This is a genomic window from Nonomuraea sp. NPDC049309, assembly GCF_043196965.1.
Taxonomy (GTDB): domain Bacteria; phylum Actinomycetota; class Actinomycetes; order Streptosporangiales; family Streptosporangiaceae; genus Nonomuraea; species Nonomuraea fastidiosa.
In genome coordinates this window covers 521,552-535,246 of record NZ_JBICSH010000001.1, presented here as the reverse complement: position 1 = coordinate 535,246, position 13,695 = coordinate 521,552, and the positions used below count along the sequence as shown (strand labels likewise).

Annotated in this window: 13 protein-coding genes; 4 read left to right on the top strand and 9 right to left on the bottom strand. The window is 71.2% G+C overall.

Annotated elements, in window-relative coordinates:
* Positions 1-50: 50 nt before the first annotated feature.
* The gene (locus tag ACGFIM_RS02510) at positions 51-953 is read left to right on the top strand and encodes an SDR family oxidoreductase (protein ID WP_393193373.1); all 903 of its coding nucleotides are present in this window, start codon (positions 51-53) and stop codon (positions 951-953) included.
* Positions 954-1,093: 140 nt separating this feature from the next.
* Here the strand turns inward: ACGFIM_RS02510 and ACGFIM_RS02505 are convergent, their stop codons facing one another.
* A complete protein-coding gene (locus tag ACGFIM_RS02505) occupies positions 1,094-2,338 on the bottom strand; it encodes an esterase/lipase family protein (protein ID WP_393193370.1) in 1,245 nt (414 codons plus the stop codon).
* 199 nt (positions 2,339-2,537) lie between these two features.
* On the opposite strand from ACGFIM_RS02505, the gene ACGFIM_RS02500 reads away from it, so the two are divergent.
* Both ACGFIM_RS02500 and ACGFIM_RS02495 read left to right on the top strand, forming a co-directional pair.
* Positions 2,538-2,855: a glycosyltransferase gene (locus ACGFIM_RS02500; protein ID WP_393193368.1), complete on the top strand. Its 318-nt coding sequence runs from the start codon at positions 2,538-2,540 to the stop codon at positions 2,853-2,855.
* 97 nt (positions 2,856-2,952) lie between these two features.
* A complete protein-coding gene (locus ACGFIM_RS02495) occupies positions 2,953-3,948 on the top strand; it encodes a serine hydrolase domain-containing protein (protein ID WP_393193365.1) in 996 nt (331 codons plus the stop codon).
* Between the two features lie 314 nt (positions 3,949-4,262).
* Here ACGFIM_RS02495 and ACGFIM_RS02490 read toward each other — a convergent pair whose 3' ends face one another.
* From ACGFIM_RS02490 to ACGFIM_RS02460, 7 genes are all read right to left on the bottom strand, one after another.
* Complete coding sequence (locus ACGFIM_RS02490; protein WP_393193362.1) at positions 4,263-6,005, bottom strand: hydantoinase B/oxoprolinase family protein; 1,743 nt, start codon at positions 6,003-6,005, stop codon at positions 4,263-4,265.
* Positions 6,002-8,047 carry a hydantoinase/oxoprolinase family protein gene (locus ACGFIM_RS02485; RefSeq protein ID WP_393193360.1) on the bottom strand — a complete coding sequence of 682 codons (2,046 nt, stop codon included), beginning with the start codon at positions 8,045-8,047 and terminating at the stop codon, positions 6,002-6,004. Before ACGFIM_RS02485 ends, ACGFIM_RS02490 begins: the two co-directional genes overlap by 4 nt.
* A 58-nt stretch (positions 8,048-8,105) precedes the next feature.
* The gene (locus ACGFIM_RS02480; protein ID WP_393193357.1) at positions 8,106-9,074 is read right to left on the bottom strand and encodes an ABC transporter permease; all 969 of its coding nucleotides are present in this window, start codon (positions 9,072-9,074) and stop codon (positions 8,106-8,108) included.
* Complete coding sequence (locus tag ACGFIM_RS02475; protein ID WP_393193354.1) at positions 9,071-10,606, bottom strand: sugar ABC transporter ATP-binding protein; 1,536 nt, start codon at positions 10,604-10,606, stop codon at positions 9,071-9,073. Before ACGFIM_RS02475 ends, ACGFIM_RS02480 begins: the two co-directional genes overlap by 4 nt.
* A complete protein-coding gene (locus tag ACGFIM_RS02470) occupies positions 10,606-11,631 on the bottom strand; it encodes a sugar ABC transporter substrate-binding protein (RefSeq protein WP_393193351.1) in 1,026 nt (341 codons plus the stop codon). The genes ACGFIM_RS02475 and ACGFIM_RS02470 overlap by 1 nt, the downstream gene beginning before the upstream one ends.
* Positions 11,632-12,156: 525 nt before the next feature.
* Positions 12,157-12,420 (bottom strand): MerR family DNA-binding transcriptional regulator, encoded by a 264-nt coding sequence (locus ACGFIM_RS02465; protein ID WP_393193348.1) that lies wholly within the window; start codon positions 12,418-12,420, stop codon positions 12,157-12,159.
* A 45-nt stretch (positions 12,421-12,465) separates the two neighbouring features.
* Complete coding sequence (locus ACGFIM_RS02460) at positions 12,466-12,894, bottom strand: MarR family winged helix-turn-helix transcriptional regulator (RefSeq protein ID WP_393193345.1); 429 nt, start codon at positions 12,892-12,894, stop codon at positions 12,466-12,468.
* A 92-nt stretch (positions 12,895-12,986) separates the two neighbouring features.
* On the opposite strand from ACGFIM_RS02460, the gene ACGFIM_RS02455 reads away from it, so the two are divergent.
* Positions 12,987-13,433, top strand: coding sequence for a MarR family winged helix-turn-helix transcriptional regulator (locus ACGFIM_RS02455; RefSeq protein ID WP_393193343.1), 447 nt, complete (start codon positions 12,987-12,989; stop codon positions 13,431-13,433).
* An 18-nt stretch (positions 13,434-13,451) separates the two neighbouring features.
* On the opposite strand, the gene ACGFIM_RS02450 is transcribed toward ACGFIM_RS02455, so the two are convergent.
* Entirely contained in the window at positions 13,452-13,670 is a 219-nt protein-coding gene (locus ACGFIM_RS02450) for a hypothetical protein (RefSeq protein ID WP_393193340.1), read from the bottom strand.
* Between the last annotated feature and the right edge of the window lie 25 nt (positions 13,671-13,695).

The window sequence follows — 13,695 nt, the reverse complement described above, 5'->3', positions numbered from 1 at the left end:
TGACTGGCATTTCTTAACGCCAGTCACTGACTTTATGTGGGGAGAGTTCCATGCACGTCTTCGTCACCGGCGGTACCGGCCAGACCGGACCCACCGTCGTCGCCGAGCTCGTCAGGGCCGGTCACCGGGTCACCGGCCTCGCCCGCTCGGACGCCGCCGCCGCCAAGCTGGAGTCGCTGGGCGCCACGCCGCTGCGCGGCTCCGTGGAGGACCTCGACGTCCTGCGCAAGGGCGCGGAGGCCGCCGACGGGGTGCTGCACATGGCGTACGTCGTCGACTTCGCCGACCCCGACCGCATGAAGCGGATCGACCTCGCCGCGATCGAGGCTCTGGGCCGGCCGCTCGAGGGCACGGGCAAGCCGTTCGTCATCACCTCGGGCACGGCCGTCATGCCCGAGGGCCGCGAGAGCACCGAGAAGGACGAGCCCGACAGGAACGGCCTGGCCGCCTACCGCGTCCCCAGCGAGGACGCCGCCCTCGCCTTCGCCGGTCGCGGGGTGCGCGCCATGGTGGTGCGCCTGGCCCCGACCGTGCACGGGCCGCAGGACCACGGCTTCATCGCGATGCTGATCGCCACCGCGCGCGAGAAGGGCGTCTCGGCGTACGTGGGCGACGGCGCCAACCGCTGGCCCGCCGTGCACCGGCAGGACGCGGCCGTCCTGTTCCGCCTGGCGCTGGAGAAGGCCCCGGCGGGCAGCGTGCTGCACGGCGTGGCCGAAAGCGCCGTCGTCTTCAAGAGCATCGCCGAGCTGATCGGCCGCCGCCTCGGCCTGCCCGCGATCTCGCTGACCCCGGAGCAGGCCGCCGCGCACTACCTCAACCCGTTCCTGGCCAAGGTGTACGCCTTCGACGGGCCCGCCTCCAGCGCGTACACCCGCGAACTCCTCGGCTGGTCGCCCGAGCACCCAACGCTGCTCGAGGACATCGAGCACGGCGACTACCTGACCGCGTAGCGGGTTCGCAGCCCCCGGGACGGCGACCGGGCGCGGACACCGTGCTTCCGCCCCGCCGATCAGGGGCCGCGACCCTCCTCATGGCGGCGGCGCGGGGCCGAGCCCGTCGTGTCCGGCCCGCGGCGGCCGCCGCCCCGATGTCAGGCGAGCCAGCTCGTCACCTGCGACGCGACCTGGGAGTGCCAGCCGAGCGTGAGATGGTTGGCGGTGGCGATGAGCGCGGTGCCCGAGACGGTGCCGATGCCGGTCGTGGACAGCGCGCTGCTGACGAACACCACGCCGTCACTCGGCCCGCGGTTCTCGTTGTAGATGCCCACGACGGTCGGCGACCCACCGGCCAGCAGGTACGTCTTCACCGAGGACGGCACCCCGGCCTGCCGGATGCGCGAGATCAGCGACCCGGCGTCGATCGCCGCCTGGATGCCGGGGCCGGCCGTGAAGAAGCCCTGGCCGCCGTAGTACGTGGTGTACCAGTCCTGCTGGGTCTGGTCGATCCCGTACGTGCCGTCGAAGCGGGCCAGCATCTGCCGCTGCCCCGGGTAGGCGTCGTGCCCGCCGGTCGGCACGAACGAGAACTCCGGATGGTAGGCGTAGACGCCGTAGCAGGTCATGTGGGTGTGCGGCGACGGCGAGTTGATCCGGCCGCCGCACTCGGGCCAGATCGACAGGTCGTGCGCCCAGCCGTGCGCGAACGGGTAGTCGTAGCCGGCGTTCGGCCCGCCGATCGTGATGAGCCTGCGCACGTCGCCCGCGTACGAGCGGCCCCAGCTCGGCTTGACCGAGGAGACGTACATGCGGGTGGACATCATGCCCTTGCTCCAGCCCACCAGATCCACGGACGAGACGCCGAGCCGGTCCTTGATGATCGCGATCGCGTCGCCGACCTGCTGGGCCTGCATGAGGTTGTCGCCCTCCTTGTGGGCGAACCCGATCGCGAACACCCGGTGACCGGCGTCCACCAGGTGCTGCATGAGCCCGGTGCGCGGGCAGGTGAGCGCGCCGCAGCCGAACCCGCCGGACTCGCCGGGGTTCGCCCAGGCCCGGTCGGGGTTGTCGTTGGCGCCGTGCACCAGCAGGACCGGGGTGATCTTGGGGTTGGTGTTCCAGCCGGGCGCGTAGTAGAGCAGGAACCGGCCGGAGAACGGCCGCTTGACGCCGCCGAAGAACGTCAGCCGCTGGCCGTCCTGGTCGCCGCGCCCGTCCGGCGGGTAGTCCTCCTGCGTGAAGCCGGGGGTGGTGTCCAGGTACCGCTCGACCTTGGCCCAGCCGTTGGCGACACTGGTGTACGTGGCTTCCAAGGTGAGGTACGACGGGGGCGCGGCATGGGCGGTGCCCGGCACCAGCAGCGCGGCGAGCAGCACCGCGACCGTCCACAGATAACGCATCGGGCCTCCTGTCACAGGCATCCGGCGACCGCCGGGCGACCCCGGAGATCGCCCGCTATCGTCACCGCATCCCGCCGCAGGTTCCAGCGCCGCCCGCCACACTTTCGCCTCGCTCCGGGTGTGTGCGGCACACGTGCACGTGGATACCGGGCCCGCCGCGCGCGGCCCCCTGTCCTGGCCGGGCTCGCATCAGCGGTGCGTGCGGAGAACCGCCCGGCGCCGGAAGTTCCTCCCCGGCCACGACGTGCTGATCGTGCCGTCCACCACCCTGGAAGCCGTCGGCCTCCCTCCGCTGGAAGCGCAGGCGTGCGGCCTGCCCGTGCTCGGCCTGAAGGAAGCGCTGAGCGCTTCCGCGCTTCGCCTCGACATGGCCGACGCCTTGAGCAGGGCGCTGCGCGGCTTGCGGGCCGACCCGGCGATCCTGCATGAGCTGTGCGAAGCCGGCCGACGCAACGCCGCCCGCCACCCACTGTCGGCCACCGCGGCCGGGCTTTGGCGGCTCGGCCGCGACATGTGACGATCGCTGCTCGCGAGCACGGACCGATCACTACGCTGGCCAGTGAACACCCGCCTCCGCGCAAGGACCCATCATGGAAGACACCTACGGTTCAGTCATGCGGTTGCTTGAGCAGGGAGTGCGCAAGCAGGTGTTCCCAGGCGCGGTCTGGGCGATCGGCGACGCCGCAGGCATGCTGGACTGTGGAGCGTACGGGCTGGCCGACCCTCGCGACCCCGGCTCGGCGATGCAACCCGACACGATCTTCGACCTCGCCAGCCTGACGAAGATCGTCGCTGTGTGGTCCGTCATCGGCAGCCTGTGGGAGGATCAGCGGCTGCCGCTGGATGAGCCGCTGGCCGCATTCTGGCCCGAGGTTTCGGGCCGTCCGCTCGGCCTGGTCACCGCGCGTCACCTCCTCACCCACACCGCCGGCGTGCCGCTGCGGGCCAGGCTCAAGGCGTCGTACGGCACCGACCCCCGCGCCGTCCGGGAGGGAGTGCTCCGTGAAGCACTCCACCGGCCGCCCGGCGAGGCCGTCGAGTACACCGACCGCGCCGCCCTCATCCTCGGCTACCTCGCCGAATACCTCGCCGGCAGCACGCTCGACCGGCTCGCCGCAGAGCGGATCTGGCGGCCGCTGGGCATGGACGACACGAGGTTCGGGCCGCTACCGGGGATCGAGCGGGCACGGTGCGCTCCGACTGAGCTCGACCCGGATACCGACACCCACCTGAAGGGTGTGGTGCACGATTTCTCGGCCCGCCTGCTCGGCGGCGTCTGCGGTATCGCCGGTGTCTTCTCCACCCTGAACGACCTGGCGCGATTCCAGCAGCATCTCCTGCATCCCGTCCCTGGGGCCGGCTTCGGGGACGCCTGGGTCACGGAGTCGCTGCAGATCCAGACCGGTGACCTCGCGCCCCGGCGCGGCCTGTTCTGGCACCCCACCAGCGACGACGTCTACGTCCACTACGGCTTCACCGGCACCGCGTTGTGGATCTCCCTCGAACAGGCCCGGTGGGCCGTCCTGCTCACGAACAAGCTCTTCTTCAGCCGGGCCCGCGAGCCCATCGCGGCCGTCCGCAACGCCTTCTGCACGCTCGCCTTCGCCTGAAGCAGTCCCGGAAGCCCCCACGACGGAAAGCCCCCATCTCCAGAGACGAGCGGGGGCTTCTCTGCCCAGCGGCCCGGCCCGATCAATCGAGAGGCAGGCTGAATCTCCGCCGGCGGCCGAGGCGAGCGAGTCGTGCGGGCGCCGCCACGCGTCGGAGACGGCGACGCACGCGTCCAGCTGCTCGGGGTGCAGCAGATCATCTTCGGCGTGGCCGAGGAGTTCGGCCACCTCCGCCGCGACCTGCTCGGGCGTCACTTCGCGGTCTCCGCCGTCGCGCCTGCGGGTGGCACTGCCGGCGCTGCCGCACCTCTGGCTCATTCTCGCGGGGCGGGACCCGCGGCGCGCAGCCGGGCGGTGGCCTCCTCGTCCACCTCGAACGTGACCGGGTCCACCGAGACGCCGTAGTCGCGGGCCGCCGACTCCACGCTGACGAACCCGTTGCGGACGTCGGCCGCCACCCGGGCGGGCTCGCGTTCGAACGGGTCGCCGTAGCCGCCTCCGCCGCCGGTGTTGTTGACGAGCACCTCGCCCGCCTCCAGCCGGTTGTAGCTGCCGCCCTGCACCACCTCGCGGTCGGTGCCGGGGTTGAGTATGACGTGGTTGCTCTCGCCGGGCCTGCCGCCGCCGATGGCCCACGGCCGGGTCTTGGTCTTGTAGACCAGGCAGATGCCGGTGGAGGGCGCGGTGAAGCGGTAGGTGCGGCCGACGCCGACGCCGCCCCGGTGCCGGCCTGGGCCGCCGCTGTCGGGGCGGTAGCCGTACCACTCGATGAACATCGGCGACTTGGTCTCCAGCACCTCCACCGGGTTGTTGCGGCAGCCGGGCTCCGACAGGTGCATGATGCCGTCCTCGCCGTCGCCGCCGGCGTGGCCGCCGAAGCCGACGGCCTCGTTGGTGGCCTCCAGCCACGCCTCGCCGGTGCGCGGGTTGACGCCGAGTCCCATCATCGAGCACACGTCGCCGCCCGAGCAGGCGGGCACGCGGTCCGGCATGCCCTGGGCCAGCGCCTTGAGCACGACCTCGCCGCCGAGCAGCCCGGTCCACAGCGTGAACGTCGGCATCGGCGGCACCGCGTGCATCACCGAGCCGGGTTCGGTGACCACCCGCAGCGGGCGGAAGTTGCCGGCGACGACGGGGGTGTCCGGCGTGGTGAGCGCCTTGAAGATGAGGCTGCAGAACGCCTCCGTCTGACCGAGCGGCAGGTTGATCGGGCCTTTGACGTCGCGCTCGCTTCCGGTCCAGTCGATGACCATCTCGTCGTCGCTGATGGTGACGGTGACGTTGAGCTTGATCAGGCGGTCGGTGTCGATGCCGTCGCTGTCCACGAAGTCGTGCGCGGACCAGGTGCCCTTGGGCAGCTTGGCCAGGGCCAGCCTGGCCAGCCGTTCGCCGTGGTCGTTGATGGCGTCCATGGCGGCGGTGAGCACGCCCGCGCCGTACTTGGCGGCGATCTGCTGGGTTCTGCGTACGCCGGTCACACACGCCGACACCTGCGCCTGGATGTCGCCGATGGTCCGCTCGGGCATCCGGCTGTTGAAGCGGATGATGTTGAACACGTCGTCGTTCTGCACCCCGCGCCGGTAGAGCCGGGAGCAGGGGAAGAACAGGCCCTCCTGGTACATGTCGGTGGAGTCCAGGACGTAGCCGGGGTCCTTCTGCTTCAGGTCGAGCACGTGGATCCGGCAGGAGGCGAATCCGATCAGCTCGCCGTCGTGGTGGATGGGCGCGAAGACCAGCGGGTCGAGGGTGTGCGCGGAGGCCCAGTACGGATAGTTCAGGATGAACACGTCGCCGGGCTCCATCGCGTCGCGGCCCAGGAACTCGATCGCCCGCTTGATGCCGTGGTCGTTGCCCCGGGTGAACACCGCGATGCCGGGCGCGTCGGCCACCACGTCGCCGCCTGCGTCATGGATGCCGATGCCGTAGTCGTGGATCTCGTAGACCACCGTGTTGTACGCGGTGCGGCACAGGTTGCGCGCCATCTCGTCGGCGGCGGCGAGCAGGCCGTGCCGGATGATCTCCGTGGTGATGGAGTCCGTCGTGGTGGTGGTGCTCACTGCTGCCTCCCGGTCCTGTCGTTGACGGAAATGACCAGCTCGCCGTAACGGCCGACGCGCAGGCTGTCGCCGGCGTGGATGACGGACGTGGCCGTGTGCTCGGTGATCACCGCGGGCCCGGCGATGACGTCGCCCGCCAGCAGGTCCTCGCGGACGTAGACCCGGTATTCGGCGGCCGGCTCGTCCTCCGACAGGTAGACCCGGCGGGTGCCGGCCGGCCGCGGCTCGCCCGACGCGCGTTCGGGCATGGTGGGCAGTTCTGGCTTGTCGACGGTGCCGGTGGCGCGCAGCCGCAGCGTGGTGACCTCGACGGGGTCATCCATCGTGTGGCCGTACTGCCGCTCGTGCAGCTCGGCGAAGGCGGACGCGACGGCCGCGCCGAACGTCTCGGGGTCGTCGGGACAGGCGACCGTGACCGAGTGCTCCTGCCCCTGGTAGCGGACGTCGAGCGTACGCGCAAGCACGCGCCGGTCGGGGCCGAAGCCCTCCGCTTCGAGCTGCTCGGCCGCCGCCGCCTCCATCTCCCGGTAGACGGCGTCGGCGGCGGCCGCGTCGAGGGAGGACAGCGGGGTGACGAGGGTGCGGGCATAGTCGTGCTGCACGTCCGCGAGCAGCATGCCGAACGCGGAGAACGCGCCCTGACCCGGTGGCACGATCACGGTCGAGATGCCCAGCTCCCTGGCCACCTCGACGGCCACCAGGCCCCCTCCCCCGCCGAACGACAGCAGCGCGAAGTCCTTCGGGTCGCGCCCCAGCTCCACGGTGATCGCGCGGACCGCGCCCATGATCTTCATGGTGGAGATCTGCACGATGCCGCGCGCCAGCGCCTGGGTCGACAGACCGAGCCGGGCGGCGATGGGCTGCAGCGCCTTGTCGGCCAGGTCACGGTCGAGGGTGAGCTTGCCGCCGAGCGGGCTGTCGGCGCCGAGGTGGCCGAGCACCAGCGCGGCGTCGGTGAAGGTGGGGGCGGTGCCGCCCTTGCCGTACGAGGCGGGGCCCGGCGCCGCGCCCGCGCTCTGCGGGCCGACCTGCAGCGCATCGGCCTCGTCCAGCCAGGCGATGGAGCCGCCGCCCGCGCCGATGGTGTGGATGTAGAGCGACGGCGTGTTGATCGGCAGCCCCTCGAACTCCGCGCCCTGGTAGAGGACCGGCTCGTGGTCGAGGATGAGCGAGGCGTCGAGGCTGGTGCCGCCCATGTCGATGGTGATGAGGTTGGGCTGGTCCAGCAGCCGCGACAGCGCCGCCGCGCCGATGACGCCGCCGGCGGGGCCGGACAGGATGAGGCTGACCGGCTGTTCGCGGGCCGCCTGCGCGGTCATCGCGCCGCCGCCGGAGCGGGTCATCAGGAACCGGCCGCGGAAGCCGTCGCCCGCCAGCTCGCCCTCCAGCTCGCGCAGGTAGCGGTGGACGATCGGCTTGACGTAGGCGTCCAGCACGGCGGTGCTGGTCCGCTCGTACTCGCGGTACTCCCTGGACAGCTCGTGCGACAGCGTGACCGCGACGCCGGGCGCGACCTCGGCGAGCACGTCGCGCATGCGCAGCTCGTGCTCGGGGTTGGCGTACGAGTGCAGGAACGCCACCGCGACGGAGCCATAGCCGCGCTCGGCGATGACGGCGGCCACCCGGCGGGCGTCCTCCTCGTCGAACGGCGTGTGCACGCTCCCGTCGAACAGACACCGCTCGCGCACCTCGAAGGTGTCGTAGCGCTCCAGCAGCGCGGGCGGTTTGCGGTAGGTGATGTCGTAGTTGGTCCTGCGGTCGGTACGGCCGAGCAGGTAGACGTCACGGAAGCCCTTCGTCGCGATGACCGCGGTGCGCGCTCCCGTCCTGGTGAGCAGCGCGTTGAGGCCGAGTGTGGTGCCGTGCGTGAACATCGTGATGGCCGGCGTGCCGGACTCGGCCAGCGCGAAGGCGTTCATGACGCCGCGCGCCGGCGCGTCCGGCGTGGTGGGGACCTTGCCGAAGCTGAGCGCGCCCGTCTCCGGGTTCAGCTCCACCACGTCGGTGAACGTTCCACCGACGTCGATCGCAAGCCTGCTCATCGTTCCGCCTTTCTGGGTAGTTCGTGCCTGGCCGCGAGCGATGGGGCCGGCGGGCCGGTCATCGTCGTCTGCTCGCCACGCTCAGCGCGACGGCGGCCAGGATGACCACGCCGGTCGTCAGGTCCTTGAAGAACGGGTTGGCGTTGAGGATGTCGAAGCCGTTGTCGATCAGCGCCAGCAGGTACACGCCGCAGACCGAGCGCCAGATCGCGCCGACTCCGCCGTAGATGCTGGTGCCGCCGAGGATGACCGCCGCGATGGCCAGGAGTTGCAGGCCGTCGCCCGCCTGCGGCTGCCCGGTGCCGATCCGCGACACCCCGATGGCGGCCGCGATGCCGGCGGCCAGGCCGCTGTAGAGGAACGTGTACAGCCTGATCCGGTTCACCCGGATGCCGGACAGCTCGGCGGCCTCGGCGTTGCCGCCGACGGACAGCACGTACCTGCCGAACGCGGTGCGGTTCAGCAGGAACCCCGACAGCAGGGCGAAGACCGCGAGGATGACGATCGCGTAGTAGACCGGGCCGATGCCGCCCCGCCCGAGCGCGGTGAACCCGGCGGCCGGGACGCTGATGAGGAAACCGCCGGTGATCAGCACGGCCAGCCCGCCGTACACGAGGCTGGAGGCCAGCGTCGCCAGGAACGAGTGGATGCGCAGCCGGGTGATCGCCACCCCGTTCACCAGGCCGAGCGCGGCCCCGGCGAGCGGCGCGGCGAGCAGGCCGAGCACGGGGCTGCCCAGGTGCACCGCGACCCAGGCGGCCACCACGTTGGCGACGCTGAAGATCGCCCCGGTGGACAGGTCGAAGCCGCCGCAGATGACGACGAGGGTCCCGGCCACCGCGATGATCGCCAGCGGGGCGTTCTGGTTGAGGATGTTCAGCAGGTTCGTGAGCGTGAGGAACGACGATGTCGACACGCTCAGCACCACGAAGAGCGCCACGAGCATGATGAGGACGGCGTAGTGGCGCACGAGGGCCGGCACGTTGACGCCGGTGGTTCCCGCGCGCGCCGGTGCGGTGGCGGTCATGGCCTTCCCTCCCTGGGGGTCTGTACGGGCTCGTCCACCTCGAAGAGGCGCTGCAGGATCTCGTCGACGGACGTGCCGGGGCCGGGGACCTCGCCGACGATCGAGCCGCCGCGTACGAGGTGGACCCGGTGGCTGAGCCCGGCGACCTCCTCCAGCTCGGAGGAGATGAGCAGGATGCCGGTGCCGGCCGCGGCGATCTCCACGATGAGCTGGTAGATGCGGGACTTGGCGCCGACGTCCACGCCTCGGGTGGGCTCGTCGAGGATCAGCAGCTCGGGGTGGCCGAGCAGCCACTTGGCGAACAGCACTTTCTGCTGGTTGCCGCCGGAGTAGACGGCGATGTCGCCGTCGAGCGCGGCAGGACGCACGCCGAGGCGCTCGATCAGCTCGCGCACCGCCGCCCGCTCGCCGCCGCGCGACAGCACCCCCGCGCGGGTGAAGCGGCGCAGGTGCGGCAGCGTCACGTTCTCCATGACCGGGCGGAGCAGGACCAGGCCCTGGGCGCGGCGGTCCTCGGGGATCATGGCCATGCCGCGGGCGATCGACGCGCGCGGCGAGGCGTCCGTGACCGGCTCCCCGCGGAACAGCACCTCACCGGAGTCGATGCGGTCGCAGCCGAACAGCGCGCGGGCGATCTCCGTACGGCCGCTGCCGACCAGCCCGGCCAGCCCGACGATCTCGCCGGGGCGCACCCGCAGCGACACGCCGCTGACCATGCCCGCGTGCACGTCGCGCATCTCGGCCACCGGCGGCGTGTCCGGGGGCGGCGCGGGCGGGCGTTCGGGCAGCAGCATGTCGGCGGGCTCGCCGAGCATGGCCTCGACCAGGCCGGCCTTGGTCTCCTGCGCGGCGGGCGCCGTCCTGATCACCCGGCCGTCCCGCATGACCGTGACGCGGTCGCAGTTGGCGAGCACGTCGTCGAGGAAGTGGGTGACGTAGACGACGGTGGTGCCGCGCTCGCGCAGCCGGCGCATGATCTCGTGCAGCCGCTCGCTCTCGTCGGCGGTCAGCGACGACGTGGGCTCGTCCATGACGATGATCCGCGCGTCCCGGGCCAGGGCCCGCATGATCTCGACCTTCTGCTGGTCGGCGATCGGCAGGCTCTGGACCGGCGCGTCGGCGGGCAGCCCGAAACCGCAGATCTTCTCCAGCTCCCGGTAGCGGGCGGCCAGGTCCCGGTGCAGGACGCCGAACGTGCGGTGCTCGCGGCCGAGGAACACGTTCTCCGCCACGGTCATCGCCGGGACCAGGCACAGCTCCTGCGCGATGATCACGACGCCGGCGTCCTGCGCCCGCCTGGTGTCCCAGCGCTGCACCGCCCGGCCGAACACCTCGAGCTCGCCCGAGTCCGGCTGGTAGAGCCCGCCGATGACCTTGCCGAGCGTGGACTTGCCCGCGCCGTTCTCGCCGACCAGGCCGTGCACCTCGCCCTCGAAGAGGGACAGCGACACCGAGTCGAGCGCCTGCGTGGAGCCGAAGCGGACGGACAGCTCGCGTACGGTGGCGGCCACCGCCGGTGCCGGTCCGCCCATCAATCGGCCCACTCGCCGGCGAAGTCGGGGTGCTCGTCCAGGATCTCCTTGGTGACGATCACCGGTACGGGGCCCAGCGTGTTGGCGTCGATCACCGGGGTGACCGGCTTGCCGCGCACCGCGTTGACCACCTGCTCCAGCGCGGCCCTGCCCATGCTGTTGGGGAAGTCCACCTGGTCGGCGGCCCATGTGCCGGCGCGTACCTGCTTGATGGCCTCCTGGTTGCCGCCGCCGCCCGTCACGTACATCTTGCTCAGGTCGTATCCGGCGCTCTCCAGCGCGACCTGGGCGCCGATGGTCTGCTGGTCGGCGTTGGACAGCACTACGTCGAGCTTGGGGTTGGCCTGCAGGATGTTCTGCATGGCCTTCAGCGAGGTGTCGCGGTCGTAATTGCCCTGGCCGGTGGCGACGACCTTGATGTTGGGATGCCCGTCGAGCACCGACCGGTACGCCTTGTTGCGCAGGTTGTCGAACGGGAACTGAAGCTGGCCGATGAGGATCGCGACCCGGCACGGGTCCTTGTCCTCGCAGTACTCGACGACGCCTTCCGCGAGTTTCTTGGAGTTCTCCTCCGTGTTGGCCGCCACGGTGGAGACGATGCCTTCGACCTGCGGCTTCAACTCCGTCAGGTCAGGGCCGACGGGGAAGAGCGTGGTCACCACGGGGATCTTGGCCTGGGCCGCCGCCGGGATGGCGGCCGCGATGCCGACGTTGTCGTTGGGCACCAGCACGATGCCGTCGTAGGTGCCCTGGCTTGCGACGTTCTGCACCTGGTTGAACTGGGTCTGGCTGTCGAACTTGCCGTCGAAGATCGTCACCTCGACGTCGCCGTACTCCTTGGCCTTGGCCACGGCGCCGTCGTACACGGCCTTGTTGAAGCCGTTCTGGCTGGAGGAGGCGAGCAGGGCGATGCGCACCTGGCCCGTCTTGCCGCTGGGGGCGGCGTCGGCGGAGGAGTAGACCTGGGAGACGTCGGAGTTGCAGCCCGCGAGGGTCAGGCTGACAAGCGCGGAGGCCGCGATCACCAGTCTACGTTGGGGGTTGGACAGTGATTTCACAGGCACCTCTACTTCATGGTGCGTATGTTTCCGCAGGTAGCGACCTGTCTTGAATGAGTACAATGTCACACTGCAACTCGTGGGTCAACGGTGCACTGTCATCAGATCGGTGAAACTAATTCGGCGTGGAGCCGACAGCGGAGAGGGCCGTGGAGGCGGCGGATGAGGCGGCGCTGGAAGCGGCCGTCAACGCGTGGCATCCGGTCGACGAGCGCCTCATGGTCGTGGAGCAGGACGCCACCTGGCCGCAGAGCCAGGAGCCGGTACGCGTGGCGACCGTCTTCCGGGTGGCCGGGGGCAAGGTGACGGCCGCTCTCCGGCTGCCCGATCTGCGGCAGGCGCTGGAGCCGGCCTACATCCGCCGCGAGATGGCGGCCACCGACAGAGCGGCGCGTCCCGGCTGGTCAAGAGCGCGGTGGCGGCCGGGTACCTCACGCTGCGCGCGTCTGAGGCGGACGGCCGCCGGCGCGAGGCCGCGCTCACGCCCCTCGGTCACACCCTGCTCGACCAGGCCCACGAATGGCAGGAGCAGGTCTTCGAACGGCTGACGGGGGCTGGAGCGAGCAGCGCCGCCGCGACTTCCAGCGGGCGATGGAGGAGCTGATCGACCGCTCGTACGCGCTGGACGCCTGAGCCGTCAGCCCTGACGGGCGCGCTCGGCGTCAGCAGGCCGATCTCGTCGTAGTGGTGCAGCGTGCGTACGGAGACGCCGGTCAGGTCGGCGATGACGCCGACGGTGTGCTCGCGTGCGGTCATGCGCACACTGTGCCGCCTGACGCGGCGTGAGGGTTGAACCCCCGCTCAATCGGCGGCGAGCAGCGCGTTCGCGCGGGACAGGACGGTGGCGAGCACGCGGCCGGCGGTGGCCAGGTCCTCCTCCGGCAGGTCGCCCCACAGCTCGCCGGTGATGCGGGTGACGGCGGCGCGGACCTCGGTCCACTGGGCCTGACCGCGCTCGGTGATCTCGACGGTGCCGTCCTGGCCGATGCGGAGCAGGCCGTGGCCGGCCAGCTCGGCGATGCGGCGGTGCGCCGTGGCGTGGTCGACCTTCAGCGAGTGGGCCGCCTTCTCGGCGAGGGCGTCAGCGGAGAGGGTTTCGCCGCTGGTCGCCGCGAGGGCGAGCGTGACCCACTGGGGTTCGGTGATGCCGGTGCCGGCCAGCAGCCGCTCGAGGAGGGCGTTGAGCGCTTTTTCGGTCTGGCCGATGACTTTGGTGCTGAGGGTGGTCATGCGGGCTCCTTAACGTTGGCATGGCCAACATTGGCTCAACCAACAATAACACCGTTCGTGGGTGCGGCCAACGTTTTTGCTAGATTCGGTCCGTGAACACTCCCGAGGGGCCGCCGCCCGAGCGGCTGCGCACGCTGCCGAGCAGGCTGACCAACGGCGCGGCGCTCATCGCCAACCGGATCGTGGACCAGGCGCTCGCCCAGGCCGGCGCCCGCCGCTACCACTACGCCCTGCTCGCCACCCTGGAGGAGTACGGCCCGGCCAGCCAGGCCGCGCTCGGCCGCCGCACCGGCATCGACCGCAGCGACGTGGTCGCCGCCGTCAACGAGCTCGCCGCCCAGGGCCTGCTCGAACGCGCACCCGACCCGGACGACCGCCGCCGCAACATCATCACCATCACCCCGGCGGGCCGGAAGCGCCTCGCCGACCTCGACCGGCTGCTCGCCGCCGCCCAGGACGCATACCTCGCCCCGCTCTCCCCCGCCGACCGGCGCACCCTGACCGACCTCCTCACCCGCCTGGTCGAGCACCACGCCTGACCATCGCCTGCGCCCGCCTCAGGCGGCGACGTAACGATCGCTCGCCTCTCCCCGCAGGTGGCCGGGCGGCAGCTTCCTGCCGTACGTGAGCAGGAGCAGGTCCTGCGCCGAGCCGAACACCGGGACGCCGTCACCGTACGACCAGTCGAGGTCGTCGGCGCACAGCCGCACCCCGTCGAGCTTCGCGCCGAAGAAACGCAGCGTGAAGGGCCTGACCTGGTCCAACAGGACGCGCACGCGCTCCTCGGGAACGCGGCCACCG

What these genes read in the sequence shown, in the direction of transcription:
- ACGFIM_RS02510 (WP_393193373.1), top strand. Translation starts at nt 51, where the DNA reads ATGCACGTCTTCGTCACCGGCGGTACCGGCCAGACCGGACCCACCGTC.
- ACGFIM_RS02505 (WP_393193370.1), bottom strand. Translation starts at nt 2,338, where the DNA reads ATGCGTTATCTGTGGACGGTCGCGGTGCTGCTCGCCGCGCTGCTGGTG.
- ACGFIM_RS02495 (WP_393193365.1), top strand. Translation starts at nt 2,953, where the DNA reads ATGCGGTTGCTTGAGCAGGGAGTGCGCAAGCAGGTGTTCCCAGGCGCG.
- ACGFIM_RS02485 (WP_393193360.1), bottom strand. Translation starts at nt 8,047, where the DNA reads ATGAGCAGGCTTGCGATCGACGTCGGTGGAACGTTCACCGACGTGGTG.
- ACGFIM_RS02480 (WP_393193357.1), bottom strand. Translation starts at nt 9,074, where the DNA reads ATGACCGCCACCGCACCGGCGCGCGCGGGAACCACCGGCGTCAACGTG.
- ACGFIM_RS02475 (WP_393193354.1), bottom strand. Translation starts at nt 10,606, where the DNA reads ATGGGCGGACCGGCACCGGCGGTGGCCGCCACCGTACGCGAGCTGTCC.
- ACGFIM_RS02465 (WP_393193348.1), bottom strand. Translation starts at nt 12,420, where the DNA reads ATGACCGCACGCGAGCACACCGTCGGCGTCATCGCCGACCTGACCGGC.
- ACGFIM_RS02460 (WP_393193345.1), bottom strand. Translation starts at nt 12,894, where the DNA reads ATGACCACCCTCAGCACCAAAGTCATCGGCCAGACCGAAAAAGCGCTC.